Here is an 18,465-nt window from a genome sequence, read left to right as displayed (position 1 = left end):
TCGGGCTCGCCTCAGGGCGAGCCCTGCGGCGCCAGCCTGAGGAGTTGATCCGCGCGGCTCAAGGACGAACAGCGGACGATGCGACCCTCTTCCTCGCCCGCATGTATCGGCCCACCCTCTTCCTTCTCGAACAGCATGATGCGCGTTTCGGGAAAAAGGACGCCGGCGCGGCGCGCCATGTAATTCATCTGAGCGCGCGCAAGCCCGCCCACGGTGAAGAGCAGAAGCGTCTCGGGCGGCGCCGTCTCTTCCTCCTTGAGGGAGGCGAGCGCGAGGAGACCCGTTGACGCCTGAACCGCGGCGCAGGGTTTCCCCGTCGTCTCGGAGAGGACCGCCGCCGCCAAGCCGCTCGCGGCGGCGTCGATCGGGCCGAGGCCAGGGATGATGATCGTTCGCGCCGCCGTCTCGGCCCCAGGCTTGGCGACCGGGAAGACGCTTTCGGTCGCCTCGCGCATCGTGTCGGCGATCGCCTGGGCGCGCTCCGCCGAAATGCGACGGTCGCGAAAATCCTTTGTCGCAACGGCGAGGGCGGGAAGCACGACAGCGTCGCAAATCTCGGGCAGCCCGCGCGTCGCGCTTTCCAGCGCCTCGGCCGCGGTCGCGGCGTCTCTCGCCAGCAAGCGATGGTAATATTCCTGCTCGGGCGTGAGAGGGGGGCGATCCCCGAAGAGAAGGCTGAGAAACGACATTGACGGAAAGAACTCGCCGAGCACAACCAGCGTAGTGGTCAGGGGCGCGGCGAGCAGGAGTCCCACCGGGCCCCAGACGACCCACCAGAAACTGCCGGCTGCAATGAAGGCGAGCGGCGACAATCCGACGTGGCGGCCCATGACGACGGGCTCGACAATGTTGGACGTGATCAGCTCCGCGATCAGGAAATAGGCGAGGACGCCGAGCAGCAGGCCCCAACCGGGCGAAACCGCGGCGGCGAGCAGCAGCGGCGGGACGGCCGCCGCAAATATGCCGATGAAGGGGATGAAGCGCAGCAGCGCGACGGCCATCCCCCAGAGGATGGCGTTCGGAATGCCGAGCGCCGCCAGCACCGCGCCGGTTGCGACGCCAAAGGCCAGATTGATTGCGCCCTGACCGAGGAAGAAGCTTGAAAGACGCTCGCCGGCCGTGCTCAGCGCCGCCGTCGATTCCGACATGTTCTCGACGCCGGCGAGACGCACCACCCTGTCGACGAGATCATATTGGCCAGCGAGCAGCACGGCGACATAAACGAGGGTCAGGAGCGCCATCTCGAGCGGGCCCAGCACCGATCGCACCGTCTCCAGCACGCCCGAGACGCCGCCCTCCCGAGGGTTCTCGACAACGACCCGGATCTCCTCGTCCCTTTCGGGCCCGTGGGTCTGCTTTTCCACCTCTCTTTGCAAGGCGTCGAGCGAGTCGATCGCGCGCTGCAACGCGCCGCCGCCCGTCGTCGGGGTGAGCGAGCGGGCCTTTTCGGCAAGGTTGTTCTTATAGGTCGCAAGGCTGCCGGTCAGGCTGATAATCTGCGAACTGAACACCGTGGCCGCAAACAGCGTCGCGCCGACGAGCGTCGAGAGCGCCAAGACGATTGCGAGGAGGCGGGGAAGGCCGAATCGGGCGAGCCAGGCCACGGCCGGCGAGAGCATGAAGGCGACGACGGCGGCGAGGGACAACGGCATGAGCACTTCGCGCCCATACACGATGGCGACCACCACAATCGCTGATACGATGACTTCCGCCACTTTGCGAAGCGCCCTAGAGGAATGGCGGACATGGAGCAAGCCGCTTGCCTGTGGCCAATAACTTGCCCGGGGCGGGAATGTTTCCAGTATCGGCGCCCGCCTGGCAGGGCCGAGCTGGGTTTATTCCGCCGTTGAGCTTGGCTTTAGCCGTCGGTTGCGACTAAGGCGTCTTGTCGAGAGTGTCGAAACTCACTGCCGCTGCCGTTGAAAGGGCCGCAATGTTTCAAAACCGGATCGTCACCGCCGCATCGATCGTTATGCTTGTCTTTGTGGTTCTGGCCGCCTGCAAAATCGCAGAAGCCGTGATCGAGCCCGCGGTCTTCGGGCTCTTCGTCGTCATTCTCGCCTGGCCTCTCCAAAACATGCTCCAGAAAAGGCTTGGCAAGGCGGCGGCGCTGTCTTTGACGGTCGTATGCGCCTCGGCCATCGTGCTGGCGCTCGTCTCCATTGTGATGTGGAGCGCAGGCGAGGTCGCGCATTGGCTGAGACAGAACCTGGACCTGATCCAGGATTCCCTCTTCAGCGTGAGCGCATGGCTGGAACGACATGATATCTCGCTCTTCGCGCTCCTGGCGGAGCAATTCAGCGGACCTGCGCTGATCCCGAGGTTGCAGGCTTTCGCGTTGCGCGCGAATAGCATCCTGGCCTTTTCGCTGATTGTGATCGTCTATGTGATCTTGGGACTGGCCGAGGCGGACTATTTTCTGGCGCGAATCTCCGCTCTTCGGAACCGGGAAACAAGCGTCAAGCTGCTCGCTTGCGGCGCGAACATTCAAAAGAAATTCCGCTCTTATATTTACGTTCGCACCGTCGCGAGCGTTGCGACCGGCTTGGCGACATGGGCCCTGGCGCGCTATGTCGGGTTGGAGTTAGCTCTTGCCTGGGGCGTTTTGGCCTTCGCGCTGAACTATCTTCCTTACCTCGGCTCTTTTATCACCGTTGTGAGCCTGCCGATCTTCGCCCTCGTTCAGTTTGGAACGATTGGCGCGCCCCTCATGGTCCTTCTCGGGCTGATGGCGATCAACTTCATCATCGGCAGCCTTTTGGAGCCGGCCTTCTCCGGCGCGGCTTTGTCGATTTCGCCCCCAGTGGTCCTTTTCGCGATTATTCTTTGGACCTTTCTCTGGGGACCGGTCGGCGCCTTTCTGGGGATCCCGCTCGCAATCGCTATCCTCAGCGCTTTCGAACAGTTCGAGCCGTCCCGATGGATTGCGGCGCTCCTGTCGAGTGGACCCCCGGAGGCCGTTCCAGTCTATCAAAATGAAGATCGCGTCTAGCGCGTCGCTCAATTGAAAAAGCGCGCCTGGGAAGGCGCGCTTTTAAAAAACGCTTATTGCTTCGGAGCGTCCGCCTGGGGCGCGTCCTGGCGCGGTTGAGGCTTGCCAGTATGCCTCACGCGGGCGACGCGGCGGTGACGGCGCGATCCCCGAACCGGGCTCCTCGGCCGCTGGACACGGGGCTGATGGCGAAAGCCGGAGAATTGCCGCTCAGTGGATTCCAAAGCTTCAGCGTCCGAGGAAGCGAGGGAAACGACAGGGATGGCGGCGGCCGCGAAGAGCGCGGCGACGAAAGAGCGGCGAGACAGAGATTCGGGCTCTTTATTATCTTTATTCATCGAAGAATCCTCCCATTTATAGAGCTCGTGCGCCTGGACTTTGATCGTAATCCTGCCTGCCGTCAAGGTTGGGCGACCCCGTCGCCGTGCGCCGATTCAGGCGTTCGCACGGACGGTTAGCCCCCCTCATGGCCCTGTCAGACGCCGCCCCCGCGTTTATTGCGGGCGCGCCGTGGCGCCACGGGCGGGGGGCGTTGCGCGACAGGCGCCGATCCCTCGACCTCCGGGTCGCGGGCCGCAGCCGGCTTCGGCGTGAATTCAGCAACCCTCTCAACGAGATACGGAAAAAAGGGGTTGGACGACATCCGCAGCAGCGCGTCGAGGCTGACGATCAAGGCGCCGCGTTCGCCGCGTGGCGCCAATGCCCCCAATTGGACGCCGAAGTCTTCCGCGCTGTCGGGCGTCAAGCCGTATAGCGCGTCGGTGAGGGGGAAAGGCAGGGCGACATGCGAGAGCGAATAAACGCCCTTCGGGTAAAAGAGCCCAATTCGGCGTATGTGCTGTTCTGTCGCGCCCGCGTCGACGGTCCGCTCAATCGCTTCGTCCGTTCCTTCGTCGGCGTTTGTCAGGATCGTTAACCGATAGCTCCTGATCGCGGGCGGCGCGATCTCGCCGAGCTTCGCATCGGCGGAGGCGCGGAGCAGCGGCCCGAATTTCGCGTTGCGATTGACGTCGAACAACACCAATTCACTGCCGTTTGCAGGCAAGCGATCGTAAAGCCCCGTCAGAACGGAGGGCGTGCTCACGGTAAAATCCATGACCGACTGAAAAGTGAGAATGGGAGGCAGTTTGCTTAGCGTTCCGTCACGTTGAGCGGCGATGAGTTGCTGGCCCAGCGAATCGGTCAGACGGTACGCCTGTCTTGCGCCATTGACAGGGAAAGAATTGTATTTGAACGGATTGAATTCCGGCATCACGCTGAGCCAGGCGGCCTTTGCGAACGCCGGGAGCATGGCCGGAAGACCAGCGAGTCCGGCGAAGCGCGCGAAGCGGGTTATCCCGACCATCGGCGAAATGAGGACCAAGCGATCCGCCTGGGGCAAGTCCTGATGGAGCAGGGCGTCGAGCGCATATTTCACTGCGAGCGAACCGCCGTTCGAAAATCCGACGATATGGAGCGGCAAGGGCGCCGGGGCCCGCCGCCGCGCCTCTCGAACCGAAAGCCGCGTCGCCGCCAGCCACGAGCGCCAGTCGACGTCCGTGAGGCCCGCGGGCACGGTCCCGTGGCCCGGCAAGCGGATGGCGACGACGACAAAGCCGCGGTCGCGATAATGCGCGGCGAGATGTCGGAGGCTATAGGGAGAATCCGTCAGTCCGTGCAACAAGACGACCGCGCCGGAAGGCGCGCCCGTCGGCTCGAGGAGATAGGAGCGGTTCCAGTTCTGTTTGAACTTGCCGGGATAGACGGGGCTGTCTTCGTAATATCTATTGAACGGAACGCGCTCATCTGGCTCCAGCCTTCGGCTGACGTTCAGGATGAGGGAGTCGAACAGCCTGTCTTCTTTCGCGAGGTAAGCGGTCCAGTCGGCGTTATCGATTTCCTCGGCGGTGAATTCCTCCGGCGCATAAGTGTGCCATACCTCCAACGGGAGCCCGCGCTGGGTGACGTAAATTCGAACGCCGAGGAAAATCACGAAAGCAAGGCTCAGCAGGATTGCCGACCATTTGACCGCTTTCAAAACCATGGCGAACATTTACGCGAACCTCGCCGTTGGGGGGCGGTCGTAGCTTATCGGCGTGCGCGAGAGGCTGCACGCTCGCGTGACCTTGCGAAAGGACGTCGAGGGGCGCGTAAGGCCGGTGGGGAACTTCATCGGGGCTTCGTACGACTGCCTTTGATATGCGCGACAGAGCGCGCTGTGAAGAGCCGCTCGAACTAGGGCGCCGTCCGGCTGTGACGCGCCTCGCTCTGCGCCTCGCGGCCTCTTCGTCACCAGCGACAGATTCTCCGCCCGCCCCGCCACCAGCAAACCCGGCGTCGCGCCGGTCGGCGGTAACAGACGCGCCGTCCTCTGCGCCACCAGCAGGTGGTGCGGACGGCCGCATCCTCAATGGGCGCCTCGATCAGGGACGCTGCGGCCGCGCCGACCGGCAATGGAGCGGCGTTTGCGGCAGTCGAGGACATTAAGGCTCCCGCCGCCGCGACCGTGGCGCCGCCGATCAGCATTTCGAGAAGAGCGCGGCGTTGGATGTCGCTCATATTCGACTCCTGCACAGGGTGCGCTTTTGAACTTAATGCGCTCGCGCTTCACAGTGGCGCCAATTCGGATCGGAGGCAACCGCGGGAGCCGCCCCAACTATTGCGCCTTATTTGAATAAGCGCGACGCAGGTCTGGATCGACGATCGCAAGCGGCGCGCCGATGGCGAAGACGGCCGCGTTGGTCACGCCCTGCGCGACGCCCATCGACAGCCCTTCAATCTGCCCTCGTAACTCGGATTGCTGGTCGCGAGACGCGCCATTGATCAACTCTTCGCCGAGAAAACGCACGACATTTGGATTCTGGGCGAATTTGCTGTGGCGCAGCGGATCGCCGGCGCCTGCGCCGCTGAGATCGATCACCTCGACGCCTTTTTCTTCGATCCAGGGTTTTTCCGCCGGGTCTGCGCCGCCGAGACGCGCAACATTCCCGCCAATCCCCCTCGAGAGGCGCAGCGCGCGATCTTCACGCGACAAAAACACCACGACGTTCGGGCGTCGTTCGCCGAAGCTGTTGAGCTGAGCGCGAAAAACATCGACGTCGAGATCGGGCGAGGCCAGAATGACGCTGCGGATCCTGGCAGGAACGCGCCCGTCTCGAATCGCAATCTGACGCAAGGACTCCATAGCGAGCCAAGCGCCCATCGAATGCGCAAGCACGGAAACTTCCGTCACATTCTGGCTCTCTGCGAGGCGCCGCAGCAGCTTCTCAAGCGCGTCGCGCGAAAAAGTCGCGCTCTCGCGATCGTACACATAATTGAAGACGCCGCCCCGGGACGGCCAACTGAACAAGATTGGCGCGGCCTCCGCGCCCGAGTCGTGGAATATCTGCGCGAAGTTGAAAAGGGCGGTTTCGAAGCGCGTGTTGAAGCCGTGCACGAAGACCAAGACGCGCCGATTTTTGGCGCCGTGGCGGCGCAGCCAGCCGTCGATCTGCGAGGGTCCGGAGAGCGCCGTCACGTCGAGCGTGGCGAACTCGCGCGTCGGGTCGGGCGGCAGCGCCTGCGGCCATTGCACGCGACCGATTTCACGGCGATCGTCCGGCGGGATCGAGACGGCGAAACTCGCGAGAGACGCGTCGGCGCGCTCCCCCGAAAAAAGCACCCCTCTCTCCGGCGACGGCGCGCGCGTCGTCGCGACCAGCATGTCGAGACGGGTCGCATCTGGCGCGACGGCCATCGGCGGTTCGAGAACGCCGACCGGCGCAGCGCAACCCGCGAGCGCAAGCCCCATCAGGACCAGCGCGCGCGACGCGCGTCCGACGCCGCCCAAGAGGGCCGTACGAGGGCCGGGGCGCTGCTTCGCCCTCACCGCCATTGGGTCGTTCCGGCTTTACGCTTGGTTCGCCCGGTGGGGGCGCAGAACGACGACGAATCCGCCAATGACGAGACCAATGAGGACGAGCAGCAGCGCCGATTGCTTGAGCCACGCCATCGCCGGCACGGTGAGCGCCAGAACGATCCCGAGCACGGCGATATCGGCGGAGACATGCACGCCCGCGACAAACGTTCCCAGCGCGAGCAGCAACATGAGCGCCAATCCCGTCGCCGGTCCATTGAGGAAGTTATTCACAGAGGGGAAGAGCAGGATGCTCATGGCGATCAGGAACGCCAGCCAATGCAGCGACTGGGTGATGACGAGCTGCCGCCGCGCGGCTTTGTCAGGCGTCTGGCGCCAGCCGATGGCGATGCAGGCGAGGCCGATGGCGAAGCCCAGGAATTCCCAATAGCCGTACAGGGGCTGCCCAGACATGCTCGTGTAGGCGACGCCGAGGATCGCGAGGATCAGGACGACAAGATAGGGCAGACGGAGGGCGAGCCAGCCGCGAACGCTACGCTGAGGCGCAGCCTGTCGCGGGCGGGGAGAATCGACGACGTCTTGCATGGTGGCGATACCTTCCTGGATATTTGGCGTTTCCGAGATGAAAGTTTTATTGAAGATCATGACCTAGCGGGTCATATCCGTGCTTGCGCCCATGGGGCGGGCGGACGGCGCAATCGAAAACAGCGCAGGCCCTTTCTCACTTTCCACCGCCGCGCCAACCACCGCGGTGGAGACGACCGTGCCGGCGACGGGCGCCGCAACGTCGACCCGCCCCAACGCATCTTCTGCAGCGCGCAAGGCCGCTTGGCTTCGATCGACGGCCGCCTGATCGGCGTCGGCGCGTGCCCTCGCGCGCTCAACGGCGGCGCGCGCCTGCTCGAGCGAGGCGGAGGAGCGCTTGCCGCTCCGTTGCTTGCGCTCGAGGTCTGCCTGGGCTTTGGCGGCCGCCGCGGCGCTGGCCTGGCGGCGCTGCTCGGCTGTCGCAAGCGCAGTTTTTTCGCGCGCGACGGCTTCCGTGAAAGGAGCCGGGTCGAGTTTCGCGCAGATACGCCCCGACTCGACCTCTTGGCCCTTGTCGCAGAGAATGGCGGCCACCGTCCCCGAAACGGGCGCGAAGACCTCGCGCGGCGGCGACGTGTCCAGAATTTTCGCGACGTTTGACGGCGTCTGCGCGGCGGTCGCGACCTGATTTGGCGCGCCGCGCCAAAAAACATAAAGCTCGCCGCCGATGAGCGCTGCAACCGCGAGGGCGCCGAGCAGCGCCTGCCACTTCGGCGGCGGCGTATACGCTTCCGAGGTCGCCGCGCGAAGCGTCGGCTGCGACGCCGGGGCCTCCTGTCCGGCGAGCTTGAAGGTGCGGATGAGGAACTTCTCAGCCTCGACGACGAGAAAGAACGCCAGCCCGCCGGCGAAGAGCCACGGCCACATGTCCAAGGGGATCGCATCCGTGCCGAACAGGCGCTGAAGCGGCGGCGCATAGGTGAAGAGAAGCTGCAGCAGGACGACGGCGCCGATTCCGAGCGGCAAATAGGGATTGCCGAGGTGGGCGGAGATCGACAGAGAGGACTCCGTCTTGAACCGGCTGTTCAGCAGATAGAAAATCTGACCGACGACCAGCGTGTTGACGGCGATCGTCCGCGACAGCTCGTCCGAAGCGTTGGTCGATTTCGACCAGAAGAACGCGACGAGCGTAAGAGCGAGGAGCGCAACGCCCACGAAGATCACGCGCCAGATCGCGAAGCCATCCAATATGGGCCGCGAGACGGCGCGGGGCGCCCGCCGCATCACGTCCGTTTCGTGCGGCTCGAAGGAAATCACCAGTCCGAGCGCGACCGAGGTGACCATATTGACCCACAGAATTTGGGGCGCGGTGATCGGGAGCATGAAGCCCGCGACGATCGCGACCAAAATGACCAACGCCTGCGCCACATTGGTCGGCAGCATGAAAAGAAGCGCCTTTTCGATATTATTGTAGACGGTTCTCCCTTCCCGCACCGCCGCGGTGATCGAAGCGAAATTGTCGTCGGCGAGCACCATCGCCGCCGCTTCCTTTGTAACTTCGGTGCCTTTTATGCCCATGGCGACGCCGATATCCGCGCGCTTGAGCGCCGGAGCGTCATTTACGCCGTCGCCGGTCATCGCCACGACCTGGCCGTTGGCTTGTATCGCTTTCACGAGACGAAGCTTGTGTTCTGGGCTCGCACGCGCGAACACGTCGACGTTTTGCACGGTCTGCTGCAACGCCGCGTCATTCATCGACTCGATCTCGGTCCCGGCGACGGCGGTCTCGCCATCGCCGATCCCCAGCATTTTGGCGATCGCCGCCGCGGTGATCTTGTGATCGCCCGTGATCATGGTGACGCGGATGCCGCCCTTGTGGCACTCCGCGACGGCTTCGACGGCCTCTTTTCGCGGCGGGTCCATCAGCCCGACGAGGCCGAGAAGCGCCAGGGACTTCGGCAGGTCGGCTGGGCTCAGACTCGCCGCGTCGATGCGCGGGTTGACGAGCCAGGCCAAGGCGAGCACGCGTTCGCCTTGCGCCGCGAGCCGATTGGAGGCTTCGTCCCAATAATCCCCACGCAAGGGTTCGGGACCGTTCTCCGTCTCCTGACGGTCGCAGTGGGCCAGAATGACTTCCGGCGCGCCCTTGACGAGGAGCAGCCGACCGCCGTCCGCCTCCTCATGCAGCGTCGCCATGAATTTATGTTCGGACTCGAAGGGAATTGCGTCGACGCGGCGCCTGCTCTCCCGCTCCGCGTTGCGGTCCACGCCGATCTTGGCGGCGAAGGGATAGAGCGCGGCCTCGGTCGGATCGCCCTCGACTTTCCAGACATTGTCGGTTGCGCGCAACTCGGAGTCGTTGCACAGAGCCGAGACGGTTCCCATGCGCTTGAGGACGGCGCCGCCAGCCGCCGGCGCGCCGTCGAGCAAAATTTGTCCCTCGCTGGCGTAGCCGTCGCCCGTCACCCGGTAGGCGGCGTTCGCCGTGACGGCCGACGCGACCATCATCTCCATAAGGGTGAGCGTGCCCGTCTTGTCGGAGCATATTCTGGAAACCGACCCAAGGGTCTCGACGGCCGGCAAGCGCCTGATGATGGCGTTGCGCTGCGCCATGCGCTGCACGCCGATGGCGAGGGTGATGGTGATCAGCGCCGGCAAGCCTTCGGGGATGACGGAGACCGCAATGCCGACGACCGCCTGGAAGGCCTCGACGAAGGGCAGGTCGCGCACCCACCGCCCATAGGCGAAAACGGCGGCGCTGACAAAGCCGATGACTTTCGCAATCGTATGGCCAAACGCCTTGATCTGCCGCAGCAGCGGCGTCTCGAGCGCGTCGACGCCCGCAAGCATCTGATTGATGCGGCCGAGCTCCGTCCCGGCCCCCGTCGCGACGACGACGCCCGTGGCGCGGCCCGAGACGATCAGCGTGCCCGAAAAAGCCATGTCCTCGCGGTCGCCCACCGTCGAATTTTCGGGAACGGGCGCGGTCGCCTTGTCGGCGGGAACGGACTCCCCCGTCAAAGCGGCTTCGTCGGCGCGAAGGTTCTTGACGTCGATCAGTCTCAGATCGGCGGGAACCCGATCTCCCGACTCCAGCAGGACAATGTCTCCGGGAACCAGCTCTTCGGCCGAAACGACGCGCAGCTCTGCGTCGCGAAGCGCGCGCGCATCCGCCGACAGCATGTTGCGGATCGAGTCGAGCGCCTTCTCGGCCTTTCCCTCCTGTAGAAAGCCGAGCACGGCGTTGATCACGACGACGCCGGTGATGATCGATGCGTCCAGCCAAAGGCCAAGCATGAGTTTGACGAAGCCGGCGGCGAGCAAGACGTAAACGAGGACATTGTCGAACTGCTGCAGAAATCGCATCAACGGACCGCGTTTGGCGGCTTCCGGCAGTCGGTTTGGTCCGTATTGCTTCAGCCGCCGCGCGACGTCGTCGCTTGCCAGTCCGCGCGAAGGATCGCTCTCGAGGCGGCGTAACGCCTCCCCCGCGTCGACAGCGTGCCAGATGGCGTCTCTGGAGAGGTCTTTACGCGTCATTACAAGGCCCCCGGGGTTGGCGTGATCTTGTCCGATCGAGCCTTCTGAGTAAAGTGTGGCGTGGAAGGCCGCTTCCTTTTAATTCGCCAAGCGCTGAGAGATTTTCGACATCATATCCCAGCGGCGCTGCGCGTCGCGCTCGAGCGGATTAGGCATTGGTTACGCTTTTCCTTCGTCCGCTTCGTTAATGCCGAACCACAGCACATAGAGCGCCGGCGTGACGATGAGGGTCAGGACCGTCGCGACCAGCAATCCGCCCATGACGGCGAAGGCCATCGGGCCCCAGAACACGGTCGGCGCGATGGGAATGAGACCGAGCACCGTCGAGACGGCGGTCAGCATGATCGGCCTGAATCGGGAAGTCGTCGCGTCGACAACAGCTTGCCACTGATTGCTTTGCTCTTCGCGCTCGATCTCGATCTGCTCGACGAGAATGACCGCGTTGCGGGCGATCATGCCGAGCAGCGACAGAATGCCGAGGATGGCGACGAAGCCGAGCGGTTTGCCAAAGATCAGCAGCGCCAGAATGATGCCGATGAGGCCCATCGGCACGATCGCCAATACGAGGAACATGCGGGCGAAGCTTTGCAACTGGATCATCAGGAACGTCGTCATCAGAAAAAGCATCAGCGGCACGCGGGCAAACACGGAGCCCTGCGACTTGGCGCTTTCCTCGACGGTGCCGCCGGTCTCGATGCGATAGTGCGGCGGCAGACTTGCCGCCATGGCGGCGACGGCGGGCGCCAGCGCCGCGACGGCTGTTTCGGCCGTTCGCCCCGCGGCCGGGTCGGCTTGGACCGTCAACGTCGGCGTGCGGTCGCGCCGCCAAATGAGCGGGCTCTCCTGCTGGAACTCGAATGTCGCAAGCTGGCTCAACGGCGCAAATCCGCCGTTGGGCAAGGGAATCTGCAAGGATTGCAAGGCCTCGAGCGAGGCTCTCTGCTCATCCGTCGCGCGGGCGACGACGTTGACGAGATAAATGTCGTCGCGCAGCTGCGTGATCGTTTGCCCGGTGGCGACGCCCTGCAGGGCGTTGGCGAGGGCCTGCGAGCTCAATCCGAGAAGGCGGGCCTGATCCTGGTCGACCTTCACATGGACGGCGCGGGCGGGCTCGATCCAGTCGAAATTGATCCGCGTCACCGATGGATCTTGACCCATCGCCTTGGCGAGATCGAGCGCAATGTCACGCACTTTCTCAGGGTCGGGACCGCTCACGCGATATTGCACCGGCCAACCGACGGGCGGCCCGAGTTCGAGCGGGGCGATGCGGGTCACGAGCCCGGGGAAACGCTCCGCCAGAATTGATTCGAGCCCCTTGTGCAGCCGCTCGCGCGCTTCGACATCCTTGGCGATGATCACGAATTGCGAAAAGAAGTCGTGAGCGAGCTGGACATTGAGGGGTAGGTAGAAACGGATCGCGCCGCGTCCGACATAGGCGCTCCAGCTCGCCACGTCCGGGTCGTCTTTCAAAACCTTTTCGAGACGTTCGGCGACCTCCTGGCTCGCATAGATCGAGGCGTTCTGGCGCAGGGACAGGTCGACGACGAGTTCGGGGCGGTCGGAGGCGGGGAAAAACTGCCGGGGCACGAGCGGCGAGACCAGCAAGGAAATGACGAAACAGGCGAGCGTGACGCCGATCGTCGCCCAGCGCGCGCGCATGGCGGCGAGCAGCAGCCGCCGGAAGGCCTGCAGCACGCGGCCTTCCTCGCCCGACGCGGGGCCGTCTGGCTTCGACAATAAAAACACGCCGATCAACGGCGTAAAAAGCACCGCGACGAACCACGAGACAATCAACGCGATCGACACGACCGCGAAGATCGAGAAGGTGTATTCGCCGGCGGAGCTTTTCGCCAGGCCGATCGGCACGAACCCCGCCGCGGAGACGAAGGAGCCGGTGAGCATCGCCATGGCGACGCTGCTGTAGGCGTAGCTCGCCGCCGCTTCCTTGTCGTCGCCGGCCGCGAGACGCGAACTCATCACATCCACGGTCGTCATGGCGTCGTCGACGAGAAGCCCGAGCGCGATGATCAGCGCGCCGAGCGATATGCGCTGCAGATCGATGCCGATCAGCTGCATGATCGGGAAGATGATGGCGAGGGTGAGCGGGATCGAAATCGCGACCACCGCCCCGGCGCGCAGCCCGAGACTGACGAAGCTGACGGCCATGATGATCCCGATGGCCTGCCATAACGACGTCATGAAGTCGCCGATCGCGTGCTCGACGATCTGCGGCTGGTTCGCCACGAGTATCGGCTCGATCCCCAAAGGCAGATCGGCGGTCGCCTCCTTCATCGCCCTTTCGATGTTGGCGCCGAGCGCCAGCACGTCGCCGCCGGGCCGCATGGCGATCGCGAGCCCGATGGCGGAGCGGCCGTTCACTCGGAACAGGGGCTGCGGCGGGTCGGCGAAGGCGCGGCGAATCTCGGCGATGTCGCGCAGCCTCACGAGCCGGCCGTTCGCAGAGATATTGACTGAAAGGAGATCCTGCTCCGACTGAAAACCGCCGGATACGCGAAGCGAAATTTTTTCGTCGCCGCTCTGCACGACGCCCGAGGGGCTGACGGCGTTCTGCTCCTGCAGCGCCCTGATGAGCTGGGAGCGGTCGATCCCCAATCCCGCGAGATGGCGGGTCGAAAATTCAACGAAGATCTTTTCTTCCTGGGCGCCCAGCACTTCGATCTTCGACACATCCGGGACGGCGAGCAGACGCGAGCGAATTTTCTCCACATAGTCCCGCAGCTCGCGCTGTGAAAAGCCGTCGGCCGTGAACCCGTAGATGATGCCGAACGTATCGCCGAAATCGTCGTTGAAACCCGGACCGACGACGCCCGCGGGCAAGGTATGGCGGATGTCGCCGATATTTTTGCGCACCTGGTACCAGATGTCCGGCACATCCGCAGGGGCGGTGGCGCCCTTCAGATTGACGAAGATGGTCGTGGAGCCGGCCGTCGTATAGCTGCGCACGAAGTCGAGGCTTTTCGTCTCCTGCAGTTTGCGTTCGAGGCGCTCGGTCACCTGCTTGAGCGTCTCATCCATCGTCGCGCCGGGCCAGAACGCCTGCACGACCATCGTGCGGAAGGTGAAGGCCGGATCCTCGTCGCGCCCCAGACTGGCGTAGGCGTTCGCGCCCGCGATCACGACCGCGATCATGCAGTAAATCATGAAGGAGCGGTGTCGCAGCGCCCAGGCCGATAGATTGAAGCCGCTCATTGACGCGCGTCCAGCAGTCGGACCTTTTGACCGGGATGGAGCGCCTGGACGCCCGCCGTCACGATGGTGTCGTCGGGCCTCAATCCTTCAGAAACGATGACGGCGTCGCTCGTGAAGCGTGCGACTTTGACGTTGCGCAGCGACACGGTCAGCGTCGCGGGATCGACGATCCAGACGCTCGGCCGTCCATCCGTCTCCGTCAGCGACGCGGCCGGAATGGCGATCGCCGCGGCGGGGTCGAGCCGGATGCGTCCGGAAACCGTCGCGCCGAGCCGCATCGCCGGCGGCGGCGACTGGATGCTCACCCGCACCCGAAACGTGCGCGTGTTGGGGTCGGCCTGCGGATCGACCTGCCGAACCCGGCCGACGGCGGTGACGTTCGGATCGTCGGTCAGGGCCAGAGCGACCCGCGCGTCGCGCGTCGCGTCGCGCAGCACGCGCGCCGGAACGTCGAAGACGGCGTCCCAGCCGCCGGTCCGGGCGAGACGGAAAATGAGCTGGCCGGGCTGGACCACTTCGCCCGCCTCGGCCGCGCGGGCGACGATGGTGCCGGGCGTATCCGCCTTCAACTCGGTGAAGCCGACATTGTCCTGCGCGATCTTTTGTTGCGCGGTTGCGTCCACAATGTCCGACTGCGCCGTCTCCATGGCGGTCTGCGCCTGGTCGAATTTGGTCTTGGTCGTATAGCGGCGCGCGAGAAGAGCCTGCTCGCGGGCGAAATTATTGCGCGCTTCGCGCAGGCGCCCTTGCGCCGCCGTCAGCCGCGCCTGCGCGGATCGCAGCGCATTCATCTCGTTTTGAGGATCGAGTCGCACGAGCAGTTGCCCGGCTTTGACCTGGTCGCCCGTGCCGACGAAACGTTCGGCGATGCGGCCGCCGATGCGAAACGACAGGGCGGCTTCGTTTTCCGGCTGGATGCTTCCCGTCAGTTCGACGGTTTCGCCGAGTTTGCTTTTCTCGATGACGACGGCGCGCACGGGGCGAGGCGCGCCGGCGTCGCTTTCCGCGTCACGGCCGCATCCCGAGAGCGCCAACAGGAACGCCGGCGCCGCCCAAACCATGCGCCGCCAGGACGATTCCTTCGCCAATCGCCTGATGAGAGCCAATGTTTCATCCAAAATGCGGTCCTAGCCCTCCTGCAATCGGTAAATGGAAAAGGTCATGTGGTCTGCAACGACGCGCGACGACTGGGCGATTTTCTGTGGATAACTGAGCAGTAACACGCCATGCGACGCGGGCGCGCCGTCGAGAGCCGATAAATAAAGATTGGCTGGCGTCAGCCGGCCAATCTCCTGCCTCGCGCGGTGGGAAAAACGCGCCAGGGGAAGAGCGTGCGGACCACGGCGTTGCTGGCACGATCGAGACGACTTCGAGCATCGGCGGTTCTGGCGACGGGCCTGGCGATCGCCGGCCTTTCCAGTTGCAATCTGGATTGGGAAAAGCCCGATCTGAGCGTCGTGCCGCCAGAGCAATTTCTGGAAGGCAAGCCGAAGTCCGCCTCGCCGATCGTCGGCGGGCCGGAATTCGCCGCGAAATTCGGTTCGAAGGAACTGACCGAGCTGACGGCGAAAGCGCTCTCCGACAATCTGGCGATCGCCGCCGCGATGGCCCGAATCGAACAGGCGGACGCCAACGCCCGTATTGTCAGCTCCGCCCTTTGGCCATCCGTCAGTCTCGGCTCTTCAGCGCTGCGCACGCAAGTCCCGGGAACGGTGACGAGCGACTTACCCAATTTCAATCCGGCGAGATCGATCCTGCAGGGGGCCGGCCAGCGCGAGGCGGCCGCGCTCGCCGATAATCTCGGCACGTTCAGCGCGACGCGCACGAACTTCTTCGCGCTCGGCGTGAATGCGAGCTATGAAATCGATTTCTGGGGCAAGAACCAGAACGCCTCCAATGCGGCGCGTCTTCTCGCCAACGCCTCGCGCTTCGATCGCGACGTCGTCGAGATCGCGACCCTCACCGCGGTGATGAACGCCTATTTTCAGGTGCTTGCGGTGCAGGATCAACTGCGCATCGCGGCGGAGAACGTGCGCATCGCCGAGCGCGTTCTCGGCGCGATCAACGCGCGGCTGGAGAAGGGCGCGGCGACGATGCTGGATTACGGCCAGCAGGCGGCGGTTCTCGCAGGACAGAGGGCGACGATACCGCCGCTCGAACAGGCGTTGCGGCAAACGAAGGTCACTTTGGCCGTCCTGCTGGGCCAGACGCCCGAAACGCTCGAAGTCAGAGGCGGGACTTTGAATTCGCTGCGTTATCCCAAGCTCGATGCGGGCCTTCCGTCGGAGGTGCTGCTGCGACGACCGGACGTGGCCGAGGCGGAGGCGTTTCTCGCGTCGCGGGAATTCTCGGTGCTGCGGGCGCGCGCGGCGTTTTTTCCGTCAATCACGCTGAACGGTCGATACGGCTTGCAAAGCATCGTTTTGCGCAACCTGCTCAGGCCTGAAGCGATCGCTTGGGAAATCGGGTCGAATCTCGCGCAGCCCCTGTTCGACGGCTTTGCGCTCCAAGGCCAGTATCAGCTCGAACAGGGACGGTTCAAGGAAGCGGCGGCCTTTTACCGTCAGCGCATTCTGGCGGCGCTCGCCGACACGGAAAGCGCCCTCATCGCCGTGAAGGAGACGGCAAAAAGCGTCAAGATCGGCGTCGAAGCGGTCGCCGCGTCGAAAATCGCGCTGGACGCCGTCGAAGCGCAGCTCCTCGAAGGCACGGTCGACGTCATAACGCTTTCAACGGTGCAAACCACCTTCTTCCAATATGAGTTCAATCTCACGCTGGCCCGGCTCGCATATTACCAATCGGCCGTCAGCCTCTACCAGGCGCTCGGCGGCGGCTGGTCGCCGACGACGCGCAACGCCGAGATCGCGCGCGCCAACGAGGCTTATGAAGCCGACAAGGGCCCGTGGCCGTAAACTCAAAACGAGCCGACCGTCGATCCCAGGACAATGACGGCGACAAGCGCCAGTATCGCCCCGAGAATGGCGACGACGACGATGTCGAGGTAACTCTCCTTATGTGTGCAGCCGCATACCGCGAGCAAGGTCACGACGGCGCCGTTGTGCGGGAGACTGTCGAGCGTTCCCGCGCCGATCACCGCCACACGATGCAGGAGCGCCGGGTCGATGCCCTGCTTCTCGGCGAGGCGCAAATAGGTTTCTCCAAGCGTGTCCAGGGCGATGGTGAGCCCGCCAGAAGCCGATCCGGTCAGGGAGGCGAGAACATTGGTGGCGATGGCGAGCGAAACGAGCGGCCCACCCTCGATCGACAGCACCCAGGTCCGAACCGCGGCGAAGGCGGGCAGGGCCGCGACGACCGCGCCGAAGCCGACGAGACTCGCCACGCTGAGCAGCGGCAGCACGGAGGCGGTCGCGCCGGCGTCGACGCTTTCGCGGATCTCGGTCAGACGTCGCCAGTTCAACAGGATGAGAGTCAGGATTGCGACGGCCAGCGCCACGATGACCGACCAGACCCCGCCAACGGCGGCGAGCGTCGTCGGCCCCCAGCGCTCCTCCGAGAGGAAGGAGTCGTCCATGCGCGGGATGACGAGAAGCGACATCACGAGATTGACGCCGACGACGACGATAAGCGGAAGGATTGCGACGAGCACATGGGGCGCGGCGCCGCGATGGCCATGCGGAATCTCGGCGAGATCGAATTCGCGGGCGACGGCCGCCCTGTCGCGAATGGCCTGGTTCTCCGTCGCATCGATGCGGACGCCCGGCTCCTCGCCGAAGCCCTCTCCCCGCCGTCTGGCGGCGCGCTCCGCGCGCCCCAGCCACCACATGCCGAAGCCGAGCATGATGAGGGCGGCGATCACGCCGAGGCCGGGCGCGGCGAAGGCGGTGGTGCCGAAGAACGGCATGGGGATCGCGTTCTGGATCGCGGGCGTTCCCGGCAAGGCCGACATGGTGAAGGTCGACGTGCCGAGCGCGATGGCGGCCGGCGCGAGACGGCGCGGCGTGCCGGCCTTGCGAAATAGCTGCTGCGCCATGGGCGCGAGCACGAAAAACGCGACGAAGAGGCTCACGCCGCCATAGGTGACGAAGGCGCCTGCGAGCACGACCGAAAGGATCGCCCGACGCGGCCCCAATTTATCGGCCATGAAATGAGCGATGGCGGTGACCGAGCCACTATCGTCCATGAGCTTGCCGAAGAGCGCGCCGAGGAGAAATATGGGAAAAAACTGCGCCACGAAACGCGCCGCGCCGCCCATGAAAGTCACTGTCCAGTGGGCGAGCAGCGGCTCGCGGGCGAAGGCGGCGGCGACGAGCGCCGCTGCGGGCGCGAGCAATAGAACGCTCCAGCCCCGATAAGCGAACCAGATGAGCGCCGCGAGGGCAATGAGAATTCCCAACAGTCCCAT

General features: G+C 64.5%; 11 protein-coding genes. 2 read left to right on the top strand and 9 right to left on the bottom strand.

Going from position 1 to position 18,465, the window contains the following annotated elements:
- Positions 1-11 precede the first annotated feature (11 nt).
- On the bottom strand, positions 12-1,715 hold the full coding sequence (locus RVU70_RS06265) for an AI-2E family transporter (protein WP_363350221.1): 1,704 nt from the start codon (positions 1,713-1,715) through the stop codon (positions 12-14).
- A gap of 218 nt (positions 1,716-1,933) precedes the next feature.
- Between RVU70_RS06265 and RVU70_RS06260 the strand changes: the two genes are divergently transcribed.
- Positions 1,934-2,992, top strand: coding sequence for an AI-2E family transporter (locus RVU70_RS06260; protein ID WP_363350220.1), 1,059 nt, complete (start codon positions 1,934-1,936; stop codon positions 2,990-2,992).
- 475 nt (positions 2,993-3,467) lie between these two features.
- On the opposite strand, the gene RVU70_RS06255 is transcribed toward RVU70_RS06260, so the two are convergent.
- The 7 genes from RVU70_RS06255 to RVU70_RS06225 form a co-directional block, all read right to left on the bottom strand.
- Entirely contained in the window at positions 3,468-5,024 is a 1,557-nt protein-coding gene (locus RVU70_RS06255) for an alpha/beta hydrolase (RefSeq protein ID WP_363350219.1), read from the bottom strand.
- A gap of 236 nt (positions 5,025-5,260) precedes the next feature.
- A complete protein-coding gene (locus RVU70_RS06250; RefSeq protein ID WP_363350218.1) occupies positions 5,261-5,530 on the bottom strand; it encodes a hypothetical protein in 270 nt (89 codons plus the stop codon).
- A 97-nt stretch (positions 5,531-5,627) separates the two neighbouring features.
- On the bottom strand, positions 5,628-6,845 hold the full coding sequence (locus RVU70_RS06245) for an alpha/beta hydrolase (protein WP_363350217.1): 1,218 nt from the start codon (positions 6,843-6,845) through the stop codon (positions 5,628-5,630).
- 15 nt (positions 6,846-6,860) lie between these two features.
- Positions 6,861-7,472 (bottom strand): hypothetical protein, encoded by a 612-nt coding sequence (locus RVU70_RS06240; protein ID WP_363350216.1) that lies wholly within the window; start codon positions 7,470-7,472, stop codon positions 6,861-6,863.
- A 3-nt stretch (positions 7,473-7,475) separates the two neighbouring features.
- Complete coding sequence (locus tag RVU70_RS06235) at positions 7,476-10,892, bottom strand: HAD-IC family P-type ATPase (protein WP_363350215.1); 3,417 nt, start codon at positions 10,890-10,892, stop codon at positions 7,476-7,478.
- Between the two features lie 159 nt (positions 10,893-11,051).
- Entirely contained in the window at positions 11,052-14,102 is a 3,051-nt protein-coding gene (locus RVU70_RS06230; protein ID WP_363350214.1) for an efflux RND transporter permease subunit, read from the bottom strand.
- A complete protein-coding gene (locus RVU70_RS06225; protein WP_363350213.1) occupies positions 14,099-15,208 on the bottom strand; it encodes an efflux RND transporter periplasmic adaptor subunit in 1,110 nt (369 codons plus the stop codon). Before RVU70_RS06225 ends, RVU70_RS06230 begins: the two co-directional genes overlap by 4 nt.
- Before the next feature lie 225 nt (positions 15,209-15,433).
- Here RVU70_RS06225 and RVU70_RS06220 point away from each other — a divergent pair, with 225 nt between their 5' ends.
- The gene (locus RVU70_RS06220) at positions 15,434-17,014 is read left to right on the top strand and encodes an efflux transporter outer membrane subunit (RefSeq protein ID WP_363350212.1); all 1,581 of its coding nucleotides are present in this window, start codon (positions 15,434-15,436) and stop codon (positions 17,012-17,014) included.
- 2 nt (positions 17,015-17,016) lie between these two features.
- On the opposite strand, the gene RVU70_RS06215 is transcribed toward RVU70_RS06220, so the two are convergent.
- Complete coding sequence (locus RVU70_RS06215; RefSeq protein WP_363350211.1) at positions 17,017-18,465, bottom strand: GntP family permease; 1,449 nt, start codon at positions 18,463-18,465, stop codon at positions 17,017-17,019.

The sequence above is a fragment of the Methylocystis echinoides genome (genome assembly GCF_040687965.1).
Classification (GTDB): domain Bacteria; phylum Pseudomonadota; class Alphaproteobacteria; order Rhizobiales; family Beijerinckiaceae; genus Methylocystis; species Methylocystis echinoides_A.
The sequence above is the reverse complement of the archived record's forward strand: the minus strand, read 5'-3'. Positions and strand labels throughout refer to the sequence as shown.